The 17493-nt window shown below is 52.3% G+C and carries 19 protein-coding genes, 4 tRNA genes and 1 riboswitch; of the genes, 11 read left to right on the plus strand and 12 right to left on the minus strand.

All coding sequences use genetic code 11. From position 1 onward, the window contains the following. Positions 1 to 129 precede the first annotated feature (129 nt). Entirely contained in the window at positions 130 to 801 is a 672-nt protein-coding gene (locus SNR34_RS06730; RefSeq protein ID WP_236415130.1) for an MgtC/SapB family protein, read from the plus strand. A gap of 13 nt (positions 802 to 814) precedes the next feature. On the opposite strand, the gene SNR34_RS06735 is transcribed toward SNR34_RS06730, so the two are convergent. Further along, positions 815 to 1702: a Cof-type HAD-IIB family hydrolase gene (locus tag SNR34_RS06735; protein WP_236415129.1), complete on the minus strand. Its 888-nt coding sequence runs from the start codon at positions 1700 to 1702 to the stop codon at positions 815 to 817. 2 nt (positions 1703 to 1704) lie between these two features. Next, complete coding sequence (locus SNR34_RS06740) at positions 1705 to 2481, minus strand: DeoR/GlpR family DNA-binding transcription regulator (RefSeq protein WP_236415128.1); 777 nt, start codon at positions 2479 to 2481, stop codon at positions 1705 to 1707. A gap of 291 nt (positions 2482 to 2772) precedes the next feature. Between SNR34_RS06740 and SNR34_RS06745 the strand changes: the two genes are divergently transcribed. From SNR34_RS06745 to SNR34_RS06760, 4 genes are all read left to right on the plus strand, one after another. Further along, a tRNA-Glu gene (locus SNR34_RS06745) sits at positions 2773 to 2844 on the plus strand. Positions 2845 to 3024: 180 nt separating this feature from the next. Then, positions 3025 to 3100, plus strand: a tRNA-Lys gene (locus tag SNR34_RS06750). Between the two features lie 17 nt (positions 3101 to 3117). Then, positions 3118 to 3200 (plus strand) — tRNA-Leu (locus tag SNR34_RS06755). Between the two features lie 196 nt (positions 3201 to 3396). After that, positions 3397 to 3813, plus strand: coding sequence for a helix-turn-helix domain-containing protein (locus tag SNR34_RS06760; protein WP_236415127.1), 417 nt, complete (start codon positions 3397 to 3399; stop codon positions 3811 to 3813). A 107-nt stretch (positions 3814 to 3920) separates the two neighbouring features. Here the strand turns inward: SNR34_RS06760 and SNR34_RS06765 are convergent, their stop codons facing one another. From SNR34_RS06765 to SNR34_RS06790, 6 genes are all read right to left on the minus strand, one after another. Further along, complete coding sequence (locus tag SNR34_RS06765) at positions 3921 to 4865, minus strand: urease accessory protein UreD (RefSeq protein ID WP_486181479.1); 945 nt, start codon at positions 4863 to 4865, stop codon at positions 3921 to 3923. After that, entirely contained in the window at positions 4798 to 5520 is a 723-nt protein-coding gene (gene ureG / locus SNR34_RS06770) for an urease accessory protein UreG (RefSeq protein WP_236415125.1), read from the minus strand. The genes SNR34_RS06765 and ureG overlap by 68 nt, the downstream gene beginning before the upstream one ends. Positions 5521 to 5560: 40 nt before the next feature. Then, positions 5561 to 6256, minus strand: coding sequence for an urease accessory protein UreF (locus tag SNR34_RS06775; protein ID WP_339276653.1), 696 nt, complete (start codon positions 6254 to 6256; stop codon positions 5561 to 5563). A gap of 71 nt (positions 6257 to 6327) precedes the next feature. Further along, positions 6328 to 8037, minus strand: coding sequence for an urease subunit alpha (gene ureC / locus SNR34_RS06780; protein WP_486182416.1), 1710 nt, complete (start codon positions 8035 to 8037; stop codon positions 6328 to 6330). A 5-nt stretch (positions 8038 to 8042) separates the two neighbouring features. Continuing rightward, positions 8043 to 8429 (minus strand): urease subunit beta, encoded by a 387-nt coding sequence (locus SNR34_RS06785; RefSeq protein WP_339276657.1) that lies wholly within the window; start codon positions 8427 to 8429, stop codon positions 8043 to 8045. A gap of 18 nt (positions 8430 to 8447) precedes the next feature. After that, complete coding sequence (locus tag SNR34_RS06790) at positions 8448 to 8750, minus strand: urease subunit gamma (RefSeq protein WP_236415119.1); 303 nt, start codon at positions 8748 to 8750, stop codon at positions 8448 to 8450. Between the two features lie 287 nt (positions 8751 to 9037). Between SNR34_RS06790 and urtA the strand changes: the two genes are divergently transcribed. The 5 genes from urtA (at position 9038) to urtE (ending at position 13868) form a co-directional block, all read left to right on the plus strand. Beyond that, entirely contained in the window at positions 9038 to 10258 is a 1221-nt protein-coding gene (gene urtA, locus SNR34_RS06795; protein ID WP_438286775.1) for an urea ABC transporter substrate-binding protein, read from the plus strand. A 147-nt stretch (positions 10259 to 10405) separates the two neighbouring features. Next, positions 10406 to 11311, plus strand: coding sequence for an urea ABC transporter permease subunit UrtB (gene urtB / locus SNR34_RS06800; RefSeq protein ID WP_236415116.1), 906 nt, complete (start codon positions 10406 to 10408; stop codon positions 11309 to 11311). A 20-nt stretch (positions 11312 to 11331) separates the two neighbouring features. Then, complete coding sequence (gene urtC / locus SNR34_RS06805; protein WP_339276661.1) at positions 11332 to 12423, plus strand: urea ABC transporter permease subunit UrtC; 1092 nt, start codon at positions 11332 to 11334, stop codon at positions 12421 to 12423. Beyond that, positions 12386 to 13195, plus strand: a complete 810-nt coding sequence (urtD, locus tag SNR34_RS06810) for an urea ABC transporter ATP-binding protein UrtD (RefSeq protein ID WP_236415112.1) — start codon at positions 12386 to 12388, stop codon at positions 13193 to 13195. The genes urtC and urtD overlap by 38 nt, the downstream gene beginning before the upstream one ends. After that, positions 13173 to 13868: an urea ABC transporter ATP-binding subunit UrtE gene (urtE, locus tag SNR34_RS06815; RefSeq protein WP_486181480.1), complete on the plus strand. Its 696-nt coding sequence runs from the start codon at positions 13173 to 13175 to the stop codon at positions 13866 to 13868. Before urtD ends, urtE begins: the two co-directional genes overlap by 23 nt. A 25-nt stretch (positions 13869 to 13893) precedes the next feature. Here the strand turns inward: urtE and SNR34_RS06820 are convergent, their stop codons facing one another. The 3 genes from SNR34_RS06820 to SNR34_RS06830 all read right to left on the minus strand — a co-directional run bounded on the left by SNR34_RS06820 (position 13894) and on the right by SNR34_RS06830 (position 15781). After that, positions 13894 to 14550: a nitrogen regulation protein NR(II) gene (locus SNR34_RS06820; RefSeq protein ID WP_486181481.1), complete on the minus strand. Its 657-nt coding sequence runs from the start codon at positions 14548 to 14550 to the stop codon at positions 13894 to 13896. 62 nt (positions 14551 to 14612) lie between these two features. Beyond that, positions 14613 to 14816, minus strand: a complete 204-nt coding sequence (locus SNR34_RS06825; RefSeq protein ID WP_236415107.1) for an XRE family transcriptional regulator — start codon at positions 14814 to 14816, stop codon at positions 14613 to 14615. A gap of 263 nt (positions 14817 to 15079) precedes the next feature. Next, positions 15080 to 15781, minus strand: coding sequence for an urease accessory protein UreF (locus tag SNR34_RS06830; protein WP_339276665.1), 702 nt, complete (start codon positions 15779 to 15781; stop codon positions 15080 to 15082). A 389-nt stretch (positions 15782 to 16170) separates the two neighbouring features. Here SNR34_RS06830 and SNR34_RS06835 point away from each other — a divergent pair. Beyond that, a tRNA-Leu gene (locus SNR34_RS06835) sits at positions 16171 to 16253 on the plus strand. 201 nt (positions 16254 to 16454) lie between these two features. Here the strand turns inward: SNR34_RS06835 and SNR34_RS06840 are convergent. Then, positions 16455 to 16934, minus strand: coding sequence for a glutathione peroxidase (locus SNR34_RS06840; protein WP_236415104.1), 480 nt, complete (start codon positions 16932 to 16934; stop codon positions 16455 to 16457). 313 nt (positions 16935 to 17247) lie between these two features. Then, a riboswitch (cyclic di-AMP (ydaO/yuaA leader) is annotated at positions 17248 to 17408 on the plus strand. Positions 17409 to 17493 lie beyond the last annotated feature (85 nt).

Raw genomic sequence — 17493 nt, forward strand, 5'->3', positions numbered from 1 at the left:
CCTCGTCTTTTAAGTATTTTGAAAATGGGGTAATTAGTAAAGGATAATGAATGTAAGCATATACATACTTGAGATGGGATGTCCGCCTTGTTGGCGTTGTTTCGAGATGATACGAAAGGATGGATGGCGATGGAATGGGAATATTTGATGCGCGTGGTCCTCGCCGGTCTGTGCGGTGTGTTCATTGGATATGAACGGAAAAATCGGATGAAAGAAGCGGGGATCCGCACGCATTTTGTCGTTGCTGTAGGTGCAGCGCTGATGATGGTTGTATCCAAATACGGATTCCAGGATCAATCCGGCTGGACCAACCTGTCGCTGGATCCTTCCCGGATTGCGGCACAGGTAGTAAGCGGGGTCGGATTCATCGGCGCCGGCATGATTTTTACGCAGCGCCAAACGGTGCGTGGACTCACCACGGCCGCAGGCATTTGGGCAACGGCTGGCATGGGTCTGGCCATGGGTGCGGGATTATATTGGACGGGTGCCGGAGTGACGCTGCTCATCATCATTGCGCAAATGCTGCTCCATCGGCAAGCGCGCTGGCTCGTATCCGCCAGGTCGGAAACGTTGACGATCCGTTTGGATCAGGAAGGGGCTGCGCTCCAGAGCGTCTTGTCCCTGCTGGGGCAAGAGGGGATTGCGGTGACGGGTTTCCGGGCAGAAAAAGAAACAAGCGCAGGTCTCCTTGGAGAGACTACGCTTGAGTTTGTCGTTAAACTGCCGGGTCCTTATCAGGGAGAACGGCTGCTTGCATTGCTTTCCGATGTGCCGCATGTGCGTTCCATCGAGCTGAAATAGCCGGGGTTAAAGGTTAAATGACGGTTTCGGGACGGGAAATCGTTTTGCCGTCAAGCACGCAGTGAATTGCATGCGCAACGCCGTTTTCCACGTTGGTTAACGTTATGGCATCGGCCAGATCCTGAACTTCGGCCACGGCATTGCCCATGGCAATGCCAAGCCCGGCCATTTCGATCATGGACACATCGTTGAAGTTGTCGCCGATGGCTGCCGTGTCACTCATGGAAACGCCGAAGTGCTCGGCGAGCTTTGCCAAGGCATTTCCTTTGGAAACGTCGGGATGCTGCATTTCGAAGTTGTGTTCGGCCGACACAACCATGGCTACGTCCGATCGGGAGGCGAAGTGCTCGCGTCCTTTTTTCAATTGAAGCGGGTCAAGCGAGAAGGCCATGATGTTGTAAATGAAAGCCTCAGCCGGAATGTCCTGATGAGAATTGACGCGGAAATGGTCCTTTTTGGCATAGTGTTTTTTAATGCCGGAAATCATATGTTTAAGGTTTTCGTCAGGAGTCGTGTCGAGCAGGCGTTCCATGTCGGCCATGATTTGCGCATGGTGGTTGGAAGGGGCGTAGATGCCCTGTTGGGTAGAGGCTTCGTAATAAATTTCGTTCTCCTCCAGCCATTTCATGACCGATGCTGCCGTTTCGCGGTCCAGCGGAAGATGGAAAATGCGCTCGCCGTTCTCGTCATGGATGGTGGCGCCGTTGGATCCGATGACAGGGGTTTTGATGCCGCCATCACGGCTAATGTTGATCACGTCGGAATAGACGCGGCCGGTGGCAATCGTAACTTCAAGCCCTTCTTGCTTGGCGCGCTGAATCGCAGCCGCATTTTCGGGACTCACCTGGCTATTGCGGTTCAATAACGTTCCGTCCAGGTCGGTTGCAAACAATTTGATCATACTTACAGCTCCTTTTCTTTGATGGGTTCAGGAATGAGAATCTCGACTTGTTGTTCTTCGAGGAAAGCCAGCCAGTCTGCGGAAGGCCATTGATTCGTGATCAGCACGTCCACGAGGGACCAGTCGGCAAAGCGGTATCCGTATTGCCTGTCAAATTTCGAATGATCGGCAAGCACGATCACCTGTTTGGCTGCCTGCATCATTTGGTATTTGATTTTGCCTTCTTCTTCAGAGGCGCTGAAGCCCTGCATGGTAAGGCCGCCAATGCCGATGAAAGCTTTATCTACATAATAGCGGGATAACGTTTCGATCACGGAGGCGCCATAAACATAGCGTTGGTCCTTGTTGATCTTGCCGCCGAGCAGGCGGATATCCACTGCGGCATGGTTGGAGAGCAGATCGGCCGAGTGCATGGAGTTGGTGATGACCGTGCAGGATTTGCCGTTCAGATTCTCCGCACAGGCCTGAACCGTGGTTGAAGAATCCAGAATGATAATTTCGCCTTCGCGCACAAGCGCTGCCGCGAGTTTGCCGATGGCGCGTTTATCCTCGGAAACATGGAGCAGGCGTTCCTTGTAAGATTTGAATTCGAGTGGAGGCGAGGGAAGAATTGCGCCGCCGCGCGTGCGGATGATGGCCTCCTGCTCTTCAAGCTTGATCAGATCCCTGCGGGCCGTATCTCGGGATACATCGAACAGGGTTACGATCTCGTCCGCGGAAATTCGGCTATGCTTGCGAAGATGCTCGATAATGAGCTGCAGGCGTTCTTCTTGAAACAAACAAGATGCCTCCTTAATGGGGATGACTAATTTATATAATAGTTCAATTATAAGTTTTTATAATGATATTTGCAATGTTATAAGTTATTATAAGTTATTATAAGTGATTGTAAGGTTTTTTAATAAGGTTTTTACATATTCAGTGGTTGCGGATAACACTAATGTGGATTGAAGTAGAGCGAATATGTTTGTTTTATTTCATTAAAATTTATTTTTCAAAAAAAGTGTTGCACACCTCTGAAATTCTATGATATACTCTATCTTGTCGCCAAGAACGACAGAGTTTAACAAGGCCCGTTGGTCAAGGGGTTAAGACACCTCCCTTTCACGGAGGTAACAGGGGTTCGAATCCCCTACGGGTCATTGCAATTCCATTGCAACACAAGGGGTGAGAACCCCAAAGGTTCGTCGGAGGATAAACCTCGTTAGCACAGACTTCGCAGTCTCGAACGAAGTGAGAGTATCCCCTACGTGTCATTGCTTCACAAAAGGTCATTGCTTTTCCATAAGTGATATGGCGCATTCGGTGAAGTTTTACAGCAAGAGCCATTAGCTCAGTTGGTAGAGCACCTGACTTTTAATCAGGGTGTCGAAGGTTCGAGTCCTTCATGGCTCACCAGTTTTACATTTGAATATGCGGTCGTGGTGGAATGGCAGACACGCTATCTTGAGGGGGTAGTGGGCGTACGCCCGTGGAGGTTCGAGTCCTCTCGACCGCATACATAAGTATTAACGAAGACAGGTTTTCATGTTTATACATGAGAACCTGTCTTTTTTATTTTTGTACAACATGCTTAGGGGTGGGCTGAGTGATCAGGCAGATTGTGGTATAATATTGTTTAATGTGTGGCCCATGAGATGATGGAAAGCAGAGCAGAGGGATTCATGATTACTAAGGTTGGAAGGCGGTCTTGTATGCAGTCGATCTATGAACGAATTGAACAACTGATTGCCGAAAGGGGAATGACCAAGAAGGCGTTCTGTCAGCAGCTGAAGATCAGCACGGGCAATCTGGGGGATTGGAAGCGCGGCAAGTCTATTCCGAGTACGAACAAGTTGATCGAGATCGCGTCGTTTTTCGATGTGAGCCTGGATTGGCTTATGATCGGACGGCCGTCGAAGGAAGCGATGGTGCGGGAGAAGCGGGAGGATTATTTTTTTGACGTATTGCGGCAACTGGATTGCCAGGACAACGAATTATCGACTGAAGAACAGTCTTTCATCAGCGAATATATTGAATTTACCCGGTATCGCAAGGCCAAAGAAGGTCGTCATTCCGGGGATGGCTTCCTTGAAAAGAAAGAGGATCGAACGGAAGATGAATCGATCTGAATCATAAAAACCTCTGAACAGGTCAACACGACGTTGATGCTGTTCAGAGGTTTTTTTCGCTGTTCATGCCCGGATGCGTATCTGCCTGTCGCATCCTATCATCCGAGTTATTTGCGGAAAGGAGGCATTTCGCTGCCGAGCAGTGCCGGGCGAACCGCATTCCAGAGAAGCAGGCATTGCTCCTGCAATTCCCAGGCGGCCATGCCGAGCATGCGGACGCCGATTCCGCCGGCGGCAAGCATGCTCGCACCGGCCAGGATGCGGCTTCCGTGCGGCAATCTCTGCCTAACCAGTTCTAATTCAGCAGAGCCGAGTCCGGGAGCGATCATCCACAATGCGGCCGTATGGGTGTAATGCATCAATGCGGCGGACTCGGTTGGATCGTCCCGCTCCGGGGCGAGGCCGAATCGGTCCCAGACGACGATCTGCTTGCCCAACCGGATATCGGTCAGGCTGTCGTAACGTTGGAATTGGAACAGTTCCCCGCGATGAACGCGCCCGGCAGCCCAAATATCCGCATACGCCAGAACGGTGTTTTCTCGCAGATCGAACCTGGTGGTAAGTGTGGAAGAACTGCCTTTGAACGGAATGACGCCTTCCGGAAAGTATTCCAGAACGGCCCCTTGTTCCAGCGTGAAATGATGCTTCACGGAGGATGGCAATGAAGGCGTGGGGTGCAATCGGGTTGCGGACGTGCTGCTTAACATGACGTGGGTACCTTCCCCGAGATGCCATTCCGAATGGTATACGTCCCCGTTCAAAACGCCAGGCGAGACATCCGATGTATACACGCATAACCCGTTTCCGCCTCCGTGAGGGCGGAAGGAGCGGCTGAACCGGAGCGGGGCGCTGTAATAGCGGTCGATCATGACCGTTCTCCCGCCCTGAAGAGCAAAGCCGGCCCGGAGCTCGCTGCGGCGCGTGATGGCGCCTGTTATCGGCTGCGCTGGTTCGGGCCCGGTTGCCTGCATCTCCGGAACGGGATCAATGAGTGTGTGCCGAACCGTGGTCATGGCTGTGCGAATGCAGATGCGCAGCGGCAGCATCGTCATCCATGTATTGGTGTTCGAGCCAATGCACGATCTCGGATACGCCTTCGCCGCTCATCAGATTGGACATGACATAAGGGCGGCCTTCACGGACGCGTTCGGTATCCTCTTTCATCACTTCGAGACTGGCGCCGACGTAAGGAGCGAGGTCTGTTTTGTTGATCAATAGCAGATCGGAACGGGTAATGCCCGGACCGCCTTTGCGAGGCAGTTTTTCCCCTTGCGCCACATCGATGATGTAAATGAATACGTCGGCCAGTTCCGGACTGAATGCAGCCGACAGGTTATCTCCGCCGCTCTCGATGAAAATCAACTGCAGGTCGGGAAAACGTTCGATCAGTTCATCCACCGCCTCGAAATTCATGGAAGCATCTTCGCGGATCGCGGTATGCGGGCAGCCGCCTGTTTCGACGCCGATAATGCGCTCGGGTGCCAAAGCGTTCTGACGCAGCAAAATTTCCGCATCTTCCTTCGTGTAGATGTCGTTCGTGATGACGGCGATGCTGTAGCGGGTGCGAAGCGCCTTGGACAGTTTTTCCACAAGCGCGGTTTTGCCCGATCCTACAGGACCTCCGATTCCGATTCGCATGGGACGGCTGCGATCAAAAGCTTTGCGCTCCCACTCCGGATGATGCGTATGATTTGCTCCTCCACACATAACTGATTCCTCCTTGGATAATGAATATGGATAAAAGATTTCAGGACATGAACAGACGGGCAGGCAGTGTTTCATGCTGCATGGCGTAAATTTCCTGGGCGATGCCGAAGCTGTGCATCTGCTCGGGAGCCTCGAGCCGGAGCTTGCTCCATTCGGATTCAATGTCGTTCAACAGCTTGTGAATGAGCATCTGCGCTTCGGTCTGGCCGATCGGCAGGAGGCGCAAGGCGCTGTTAACGTATGCGTTGACACTGGTGTACAAATGCCCCGTCACTGCCTCGTCCAACCCGATTTCCAATCGATGGTTAATGTATCCGTGAATCGTTGTGATTCCGCAATAGGCGCCATGGTCCCGCACCGCTTCGTCGATCAGGGAAAAGTCCATCCACGGGTATAAGGATCGCGCCAGCTTCAACAAGCGTTTGCCCATTTTATGCCCGCTTTCTCGTATCTCGCGCGGTGCGCGTTGGGCGTGAACTTGTTTGTCGATCAGGGCGAGCAAGCCGGAATCCTCCAGATCGATCGCCTGATATACGCCTTTGATGGCAAGTCCGTCAAACCTGACGAGGCTGGAATGCAGCTGGCTGCGAATGAATTGTTCCAGCTGGGCCGTCGTTTGAATGGTGCCGACATGCGTGTATGCTTCCAGGCCGAACGAGTGGGAAAAACCGCCGATGGGCAATGCGGAATCCAGCAGTTGCACATAACGCAACAGTTTGGTGCCGTGATGCATCATAAGTCGATGCCCTCCCCGAAAGTAACGTTTCATCTATTGATCCCGCCAACCTCCGTGTATGCGCGTGAGAATCAGAACATGAAATATCGCTGTGCCATGGGCAGTTCTTCCGCCGGTTCGCATGTCAGCAGCACCCCGTCGGCCCGTACCTCATAGGTTTCGGGGTCCACTTCGATGACCGGGGTCACATCGTTGTGGATCATGTCCTTTTTGCTGACCGAGCGGCAGCCTTTGACCGCTTCCACGCGTTTGTTTAATCCTAGGGCTTCTTTGATGCCGGCCTCTGCTGCTGCTTGGGAAACGAACGTGATCGAGCCTTTGGCCAGAGCGCCGCCGTAGGAACCGAACATCGGCCGCCCGAATACGGGCTGCGGTGTCGGAATGGAAGCGTTCGGGTCGCCCATTTGGGCGAAAGCGATCATGCCGCCCTTAATGACCATTTCCGGTTTGACTCCGAAATAGGCAGGGCTCCAAAGGGTGAGATCGGCCAGTTTTCCGGCTTCGACGGAACCGACAAGGTGGCTGATGCCGTGGGCAATGGCCGGGTTGATCGTATATTTGGCCACGTACCTTTTGATTCGGTCGTTGTCGGAAGGCGAGCCTGCGGATAATTCCAGCTTGCCGCGTTGTTTCTTCATTTTGTCCGCGGTTTGCCAGGTGCGAATAATGACTTCTCCGACACGTCCCATAGCTTGGGAGTCCGAACTGATGATGCTGAACACGCCGAGGTCATGCAGAATATCCTCTGCAGCGATCGTTTCCGGACGAATCCGCGAGTCCGCGAAAGCAACGTCTTCCGGAATCGACGGGTCCAGATGGTGGCAGACCATCAGCATGTCGAGGTGTTCCTCTACCGTATTGCGTGTGTAGGGACGTGTTGGATTGGTTGAAGAGGGGATGACATAAGACTCTCCCGCTGCCCGGATGATATCCGGTGCGTGCCCGCCGCCGGCGCCTTCTGTGTGGTAGGTATGAATGGTTCTGCCTTTGATGGCTGCCAGCGTGTTTTCCAGGAAACCGGTCTCGTTCAACGTATCCGTATGGATAGCGACTTGCACGTCGTGCTTGTCTGCGGCCGTAAGGCAGGCGTCGATGGCGCTTGGCGTCGTTCCCCAGTCCTCATGCAGCTTGAGCCCGATGACCCCGGCTTCGATCTGTTCAACGAGCGGTGCGATGTTGGAGCTGTTTCCTTTGCCCAGAAAGCCGATATTCATCGGAAAAGCTTCTGCGGATTCGAGCATGCGATGAATATGCCATGCTCCAGGCGTGCACGTTGTCGCTTTTGTGCCGGTTGCCGGCCCCGTCCCGCCGCCGATCATCGTGGTTACTCCGGAAGAGAGGGCGGTTTGGATTTGCTGGGGGCAGATGAAATGGATATGGGTATCGATGCCTCCTGCCGTCACGATGAGGCCTTCTCCGGCAATGATTTCCGTGGAGGCCCCGATCATCAGGGACGGATGGACGCCGTCCATCGTATCCGGATTGCCGGATTTGCCGATGGCGCAAATCAGGCCGTCCCGAATGCCGATATCGGCCTTGACGATGCCCCAATGGTCGATAATGACGGCGTTGGTAATGACGGTATCCGGCGTGCCGTCAGTGCGCAGTGCCGAGGCGGACTGCCCCATGCCGTCGCGGATCACTTTGCCGCCGCCGAATTTGCTCTCGTCGCCATAAACGGCGTAATCGTGTTCAATCTCGGCCCAAAGCTCCGTATCCGCCAGACGGATGGCATCCCCTGTTGTGGGGCCGAACATGGAGGCGTATTGTTCCCGGCTCATTTTTTTCAAGAGGGATCGCCTCCGTTGTTCGCAGGGTCGGCAAAGGTTTGCAGGAAAGCGTTGAGCTTCCCGGGATCGGGGGGACACGCCAAGGAGCCTTCGGTCAACCCGTTAAAGCCGTGAATATGCCGTGTGCCGCCAAAGGTAGTGAGTTCGACGGGTTTTTCTTCTCCGGGTTCAAACCGGACTGCCGTACCCGCCGGAATGTGAAGCCGATGCCCGAAGGCTGTTGCGCGGTCGAAGTCCAGGGAGGCATTCACTTCATAGAAGTGTACATGCGAGCCCACTTGAACGGGCCGGTCGCCACGGTTCAATACGATAAGTTGGAGCGTCGGGCGGTCGGGATGACACACGATGTCGTCCTGTTTCAATCGGTATTCACCAGGAATCATGGCATTCTCCTGCCTTTCTCAACGTATGGGTTCATGCACGGTAACCAGCTTGGTTCCGTCGGGGAATGTGGCTTCGACCTGTACCTCGGGAACCATGTCGGGGACGCCTTCCATGCAATCCTCGCGAGTCAGGATCGTTCCGCCATACCGCATCAACTCGGCTACGCTCATCCCGTCCCGAGCGCGTTCCATCAGCTCGGAAGTGAGCAGTGCAATGGCTTCCGGCACGTTCAGCTTCAAGCCGCGGGTTTTGCGTTCGCGGGCGAGGTTGGCAGCTACGGTTATCAGGAGTTTTTCTTTTTCCTGTTCTGTCCAGTGCAAGGCAATCCGACCTTTCCCTTGATTATTTCTGATGTGAACGAAATGATATCGTGTTAAATATACTCACACAGGTGGTGTTTTTTGTCAATAACCTTCTGGAAATCTTAGAAATATGCATGAAACGAAACGGTTGAAATAAAATTATGTTAGATTTATTGACATACGAAGTCGGAGCAACCATAATTTGGAGCAACGAACATTTTAGAGCTGTGAGTCCGTAATGTTCGTCAATAGACCAAAAAAGGGAGTGCAGGCTATTGAAAAAGAGTTCGTTCAAATGGTGGGGCATGTTGCTAGGGATGGTCATTGCTTTGACGGGATGTGTAGAAGGGGGAGAACCTCCGCAGTCGGCAGCGACCTCCGGAACAGGCGAAGCGGTATCCGCGGAGGATACGATCAAAGTAGGCATTCTTCATTCTTTAAGCGGAACGATGGCGATCAGCGAGGTGTCGGTGAAGGATGCCGAGATGCTGGCCATCGAAGAAATCAATGCGGCAGGCGGCGTGCTTGGAAAGCAGATCGAGCCGGTCGTGGAAGATGGCGCTTCGGATTGGCCGACGTTTGCGGAGAAAGCCGGAAAGCTGCTGCAGCAGGATAAGGTGGCTGCCGTGTTCGGAGGGTGGACTTCCGCCAGTCGCAAGGCTATGCTTCCGGTATTTGAACAGAACAACGGCTTGCTGTTTTATCCCGTGCAATACGAAGGTTTGGAATCTTCCCCTAACATCTTTTATACGGGGGCCACAACCAATCAGCAGATCGTTCCTTCGGTTACGTGGCTGCTTGAGAACCGGGGCAAGAAGTTTTATCTGTTAGGCTCGGATTACGTATTCCCGAAAACGGCCAATCAAATCATTAAAGCCCAGCTTGAAGCCGAAGGCGGTGAAGTAGTGGGTGAGGAGTACACGCCGCTGGGGCACACCGACTACAGCACCATCATTAGCAAAATCAAAGCGGCACAACCTGACATTGTATATAACACGCTGAATGGCGATAGCAATGTGGCGTTCTTCAAACAATGGAAAGATGCCGGAATGACGGCAGACAAGATGACAACGTTGTCCGTGAGCGTGGCTGAAGAGGAAATTCGCGGCATCGGCGCGGATGTGCTGAAAGGTCACTTGGCGTCATGGAACTATTATCAAACGACCGATACGCCGGAAAATGCAGCGTTTGTGCAGAAATACAAAGAGAAGTACGGACAGGACCGGGTCACCGCCGATCCGATCGAAGCGGGTTACGTTGCCGTTTATTTGTGGAAAGCCGCCGTTGAAAAAGCCGGAAGTACGGATGTGGAGAAAGTCAGAGAAGCTGCCAAAGGGCTGGAATTCGATGCGCCGGAAGGGAAAGTGACAGTGGATGGCGAGAATCAGCATATTTACAAAACGGTGCGCATCGGAGAAGTGCAGGAAGATGGACAGTTCAAGGAACTGTGGAATTCGGGCGATCCTGTCAAACCGGATCCTTACCTGAAAACGTATGAATGGGGAGCTTCGCTCAGCAGCCAATAACATTAAAGTAACTGATTATTGCCTTCTTTAGTGTGGATGAGGGTGATGAATACACCCTTATTCCGCATCGAATTAAAGCGGTGTCGCGTTATTCAAGAGCGGTTCACAGCCATTATGGAAAGCCTTATCGCATGGGGAGTGAGAAGCATGGATATGTTTATTTTGCAACTGTTCAACGGCCTGAGCGTGAGTTCGATCCTGCTGTTGATTGCGCTCGGGCTGGCGGTTACATTCGGGCTCATGAACGTCATTAACATGGCGCATGGCGAATTGATCATGATTGGTGCCTACGCCACGTACGTGACGCAAAATTTGTTTGTGTCCTATGCCCCTGCAGGGTGGTTCGAGGCGTACTTTATCGTGGCACTGCCTTTGGCGTTCGGCGCTGCCGCCTTCGTCGGCTGGCTGCTTGAAGCGGTGCTGATTCGCCACTTGTACGGGCGGCCTCTGGATAGTTTGCTGGCGACCTGGGGCGTGGGCATGATGCTGCAGCAGCTTGCCCGAACGATTTTTGGAGCGCCTAATGTCGGGGTGTCAAGCCCATCCTGGCTGAATGGCGGGTGGGTTGTCTCGGAAGGTATCGTATTTCCGTACAAACGGCTGTTTATCATTGCGTTGGTGATCGTTGTGTTGCTCTGTATGTATCTTTATATTTACCACACTTCGTCGGGGCGGCGCATGAGAGCGGTGATGCAAAATCGAAGCATGGCGGGCTGCCTGGGCATATCGACCAGACGCGTGGATGGATTGACGTTCGCCATAGGCTCTGGAATTGCGGGCGTTGCAGGCTGCGCATTGACGCTGATCGGTCCGATCGGACCTTCGCTGGGCACCTATTACATCGTCGATGCTTTTATGGTCGTCGTGTTGGGTGGCGTAGGCAAATTGGTCGGCACCGTACTCGGCGCGCTGGGGATCGGGGTGTTCAATACGCTGTTCGAGACGTATACTTCGGCTTCGATCGGCAAAGTGCTTGTCTTTGCATGTATTGTTGCTTTCCTTCAATGGAAACCACGCGGCTTTGTTGCAGTGAGAACCCGGAGCTTGGATTGATGCGAAAAGGGGGTTAACTTATGCAGGTACTTCTCAAGTCAGGCAACGCGAAAATGAAGATCGTCTGGGCGGTCGCATTGCTCCTGATGTGTCTTGCACCGCTCATTTCAACCGAATTTCGGCTTAGCCTGCTGGCTAAGTTTCTGGCGCTCGCCATTTTGGCCATAGGGCTTGACCTGATCTGGGGATATGGCGGAGTGTTAAGTCTGGGGCATGGGGTGTTTTTCGGGCTTGGCGGATACGCGATGGCCATGCACCTTAAACTTCAGGCGAGCGGCACGTCGCTGCCTGACTTCATGGGGTGGAGCGGGCTGCGCGAGCTGCCCTGGTTTTGGGAACCGTTCCGGTCATTTCCGGCGGCGGTTGCGCTAGGGATTTTGCTCCCGGCCTTGCTTGCCTTTGTGCTCGGCTGGTTCACGTTTCGCAACCGGATTTCGGGTGTCTATTTTACGATTCTTACTCAAGCGCTGGTATTGATCACGGTTACTCTTTTTGTGGGCAAACAGGAGTGGACGGGAGGCACGAACGGCATTACCGGATTTTACTCGATCTTTGGGTTCGCGCTGCACTCGCCAGGAACGACGATCGTGTTGTATTATGTCACCCTTGCGGTGCTGGTGCTGGCCTACGTGCTTTGCAGGCGCGTGGTCAACAGCCGTTTTGGCCAAGTGCTGGAGGCGGCGAGGGACGGAGAGAACCGGGTGCGTTTTTTGGGATACGATCCCGCGGGTTACAAGACATTATCCTTTGTGTTGTCAGGGGCGCTGGCTGGCATCGCCGGAATGCTGTTTGTGCTTCAGGTAGGCATTATCTCGCCTTCCATGATGGGCATTGTTCCTTCCATTGAAATGGTGCTATGGGTAGCTCTTGGCGGACGGGGGACGCTGATCGGAGCTGTTATCGGGGCAGTGGTGCTGAATGCGGCCAAAACCGGGATCAGCGAGGCTTATCCGGAAGGTTGGTTATTTGTTCTCGGTGGATTATTTGTCACTGTTGTTCTGTTCATGCCGAATGGGTTGGTGGGCGTATATCGCCGCCTGGCCCGAATGATGAAGCGGAGAGGAGAGGTTGCTCATGTCCCTGTCAGTCAGGAAAAGCCGGAAGTCTATTGAACCGGCAGCCGTGCTGGAAGCCAAAGATGTCACCGTTGCGTTTGGAGGTTTCGTGGCGGTTAACGGCATGAATTTGAAGCTGCATGAGCAGGATTTGCATTTCTTGATCGGACCGAACGGGGCGGGCAAAACGACGATGCTTGATGTCATCTGCGGCAAAACCAAGCCGGTTTCCGGAGGTGTCACCATGCATGACGGTACGGAATTGACGCGGTTGAAAGAACATCAGATCGTCCGCAAAGGCGTCGGACGCAAATTCCAAGCACCGTCCGTTTTCGCGGGGTTGACGGTTCAGGAAAATCTGGCGCTGGCGGCTGAAGTGCGTCGTTCACCGTTACAGGCTTTGGGGATTCGGCGCCATGGGAAGATGAAACCGGCGATGGAACGAGTCATCTTGCAGGTAGGGCTGCAGGATCGTGTCCATGCCCGTGCCGGAGCGCTGTCCCACGGAGAAAAGCAATGGCTGGAAATTGGCATGTTATTGCTGCAGGAGCCTCGGGTGTTGTTGTTGGATGAGCCTGTTGCCGGCATGACGGATGAAGAAACGGATAAAACGGGTCAACTTCTGAGGGGGATTGCACGCGAGCGTTCAGTGGTCGTGGTCGAGCATGACATGGAGTTTGTGCGGAATTATGCGGCGAAGGTGACGGTCATGCATGAAGGCAAGCTGCTCAAGGAAGGCACGATGGAGGAGGTGCAGGCAGACCCGATCGTGGCTGAAGTCTACCTGGGCAAAAGGAGGGATGAGCATGCTGTCTCTGCAACGCATTGAATCCGGCTATGGCGAGTCGAATGTATTGCGAGGGGTGAATCTTGAGGTTCGACCCGGACAGGTCGTGTGTCTCATGGGGCGGAACGGGGTGGGCAAAACCACGCTGATGAAAACGTTGATGGGCTTGCTCAAAACGCGGAAGGGCAATATCCTTTGGCAAGGGAGGGACGTGACCTCTTTGGATTCTGCGAAAAGGGCGAAGGCTGGCATCGGCTATGTGCCTCAGGGGCGCGACATTTTTCCGCAATTGACCGTTAGGGAGAATCTGCTGCTGGGGCTTGAATCGGCCCCTGGCAGAAGGAAGGAGTTCCCGGAAGATGTACTGGCCATGTTTCCTGTGCTGGAAACGATGTATGGCCGCCAGGGCGGCGACCTGAGTGGAGGCCAGCAGCAGCAATTGGCATTCGCCAGAGCGTTGGCATCCAGGCCGGGCTTGCTGCTGTTGGATGAACCGACCGAAGGCATTCAGCCTTCCATTGTGGAAGATATCCGCCAGGCTATACTGGGGATCAGGGAGAAAGGTGACATATCCGTGTTGTTGGTCGAACAGAGCATCGACTTTGTCCGAGGCGCCGCGGATTATATTTACGTCATGGACAAAGGCGTGATTGCGCTGCAGGGTTCTCCGAACGAGCTGGATATGTCCCAATTCGAGCACCATCTGTCGGTATAGGCTGAGGGTTGGGGAATCCCGGGTGTCAGGAGAGTCTGTTGAGTCTGTTCATGTACTCCGGATATAGCCGCCGGATGCAGTCGGGGCAAATGTCGTGGGTGAATTCGGCGTGGGTGTGCTTCTCCAAATAACTCTCAATGGAGTTCCAATGGTCCTGGTCATCCTTGATTTGCTTGCAAACGGCACAGATGGGCAACATCCCCCGCAGTGTACGTACTTCCGCCAAGGCTTGCTTCAATTGCAATTCCGTCTGTTTATGTTCAGTGATGTCTGTGTGTGCGATCAGGGAGAGATCGAGGCAGCGTGAAACAGATGTCTGAATGAGAGGGGTGAGTTCCATGCGAAACCACCTCTTCTTTGCGTCCCGATGTACGGGGATCTCGTAAGCGATGCTGCTTTCCGCAGGCTGGCGAATGTGCTGCAAATGCCGAATGATGGCCGTTATGCGTATCGATTCTTCCTGAGGGACCGAAGACCTTAACCATTGAAGGTAGTGCGGGAGCTTCTCGGGATGCATCCGGTTGGCGGATGAATGCGGCTTGGGTCCGTTTCGGCGTTGTCCGAGGTCTTGAAGCCACGCTTCGTTGCAGCTTCGAATGTTCCAATGTTGGTCCACGATGACTAGCTGATGGCGCATGGACTGGAAAGACAATCTTTCCAGTTCGGTGACGGTAAAACTCATGGGATAAGACCCTCCTTGTAATATAGGATAATGGCATTGATTGGAGAAAAAGGTCGATAAGGTCAGCGCAGCTCGTCCGGAATTTGCAAAATGTCTGCGACCTGATGGCGGAATCGGGTTGCTTTTCGCGTTCCGTGAATGAGATTGGACAGGCGGTATGGCGGGATACCGTGTATTTCGCAAAATGTTTTCTGATCCATTTGCAGTTCGGTCAGCCTTCGTTTAATTGCCCAACCAAACGGCGTCACCGGTTTCTTTTTGTTCAAAAGGGTTCACCTTCAGTTCAACATAGTTTTCAGCAGGCTTGTTGTGTTGTAGAATGGATGTAAATGCGAGCTGTATGGATAATTATATACGTATTTGCGTCATGTAACAATTAAAAAAGACGTAAAAAAGTTCTATTTTTAGTGTTTTATGACGAACTTGCGTATTTTTTAGTCTTTATGAAAGAAAGGTAAAAGCACGCCGGCTGGGGACGGCGTGCTTTTTTTGGCATGTGGATGAAGTTGGAGGAGAAAAGAAGGCGAGTTTATGCCCTGAAAGCGTGGAGGCCTGCTCCAAGCATGTGGAAGCTGGGAAAAAGCGATTTGATGGACGTCGGGACGGAAGGGGAAAGTCCATCGGTAGAGGAAGCGCTGACCAGTGCCCATTCCTGGTCAAGGTCTGCGGCCAGGCGTGCAGACAGTTGTTGGCTTGCATCGCCGTCCAGGGCAAGAGTTCTGGCGGCTTCGGTTATGCACGCGCTCATGGCTGAGTGGAGATAACCTTGTACAGCGTCCTCGACGGGAATGCCGAGGTGGTGATTGACCCATGCGTGGACTGTCGAGAGGCAGCCGACGGATTCGTATTTGGCTAAAGTGTCTTCAAGCGGAGAAAAATCAATCCATGGATGGAGGGCGTGTGCGAGTTTGATCAGCCTTTTGCCCATGGAGCTCGCTTGCTCTCGTTGGTTGGCAGGGGTGCGCTGTACATGTACGAGTTTGTCGATTAGTGCCAGCCGCCAGGTGTCGTTTTGGTCGGCGGCACTATAGATGCCTTTGATGGCCATCCCTTCAAGGCGGGTGATGCTGGGATGCATCTGACAACGCATGAACGATTCGAGATCAGCGGCATTGCGAATGTTCCCATCCTGGATGTGCGTATCCATGCCGAAGAAATGGGTGAAGCCTCCGACCTGGATAGAGGAATCAAGCAGTTTGACATAATCGAGCAGCTTATTTCCTCGGTTCACCATTTTCGCCTCCTATGTTCGTTTTGTGTAATATAATATGACTTTGTTGCAGGTTTTAAATCACTTATATCGGTAAAAATCCGAATTATATGATATATATATTTACACAAATGTCTGCGTTTTGTCAATGGTAAGCTGTATTTTTGATTTGTGAAATAAAATATGTTATTTTATTATCCTTACCGTGTTAATATTATGTTATGTAATTGTTCGGAATTGCTTCAGAACCGAAAATAAAATGATGGCGAAATGTTCAAATCAGATACCATCTTATGCAATATGATGTTGGAAAATGACGATACATTCGGCACCAAAATTTAATGTTAAAAATAGCTTTACTTTTCCTTTGAAACCCTGTATAATCATTTTTGTTGCCGCTAATACGACATGCGGTCGTGGTGGAATGGCAGACACGCTATCTTGAGGGGGTAGTGGGCGTACGCCCGTGGAGGTTCGAGTCCTCTCGACCGCATTATAATGAAGTAGAACAAAAGAAGCATTCCGATCATCGGAATGCTTCTTTTTTTTGTTTTCTGCAAAAAGGCATAAAAAAGCCGTGCTGCATCACCGATTTTTCGAAAAGCCTTTCCGGGCTGCAACACGGTTCTTCAAGGGGATGACCTTATGAAAAATGAATGCATCGTGACATCAATCCATCTCTGTTGAAATGTTGTTATTGATGCAGCAGCTCCGCAATATCGGCTTCAATCTGATCAGGCGTCGTTTGGGGAGCATAACGTTTGAGCACGCGGCCGTCCCGGTCGACCAGAAATTTAGTGAAATTCCATTTGATGGCCTTCGATCCTAGCAGGCCTGGCGCTTCTTTGGTCAAATGCTGAAAAAGAGGGTGGGCGCTGCTGCCGTTCACGTCGATCTTCTCGAACATCGGGAAGCTGACGCCATAGTTCATCTGGCAAAATTCGGCGATGTCGTCGGAAGAGCCCTTTTCCTGAGCGAACTGGTTGCTTGGAAACCCCAATACTTCGAAATCGCTGTTCTGGAACTTGTCATACAGCTTTTGCAAGCCTTCGTATTGCGGGGTTAGGCCGCATTTGCTCGCAGTGTTGACGATCAGCAGGACCTTGTTGCGGTATTGGGACATTTCGACTTCCTGGCCACGAAGCGTGTTCACTTTGTAATCGTAGATGGACATAATATTCGCCTCCAAATGAGTAGTATCGATGCGGTGATCTTTTTATATCTCTATTATATTTGATGCAATTAATTAATGCAAAATTATAATTGGAATCATTTGGGATGCCAGTGTCTTGTTTCTTCCTTTCCGTTATCATGTGGAATTTCTACCAGAGCGAGAATTAGATAGTTTAAACGAGAAAGGTGGAGATTAGTATATATGTAAGCGATCTCATTAAAGCAAAGTGCCATAAATCTGCCTTTTCGGAGAGCTGCACCGACTTTACACCGACTTGTCAGGGGTGTATGATTCATATCGATAACATGAACGATGTTTTTAATCGCTGAGTTTCCGTTCCGGTCGGAATGGAAAACGGGGGAACCAATCGGATGCGATGCATCTATGGGGTGAATTTTCCGGCTATGCCGGAAATAGGGCGACTCTCGCGCCCGAATCCGTCAGCTAACCTCGTAAGCGTTAAAGGGAGAGGCAACAAGCCGTACGTTATTCATGGCGAATGTTATTTGTCATGGATTGAAGAAGCGTTCGGGCGGCCTTGGTCCCCCACGCTTCTTTT

It is taken from the genome of Paenibacillus sp. XP01, from assembly GCF_057364885.1.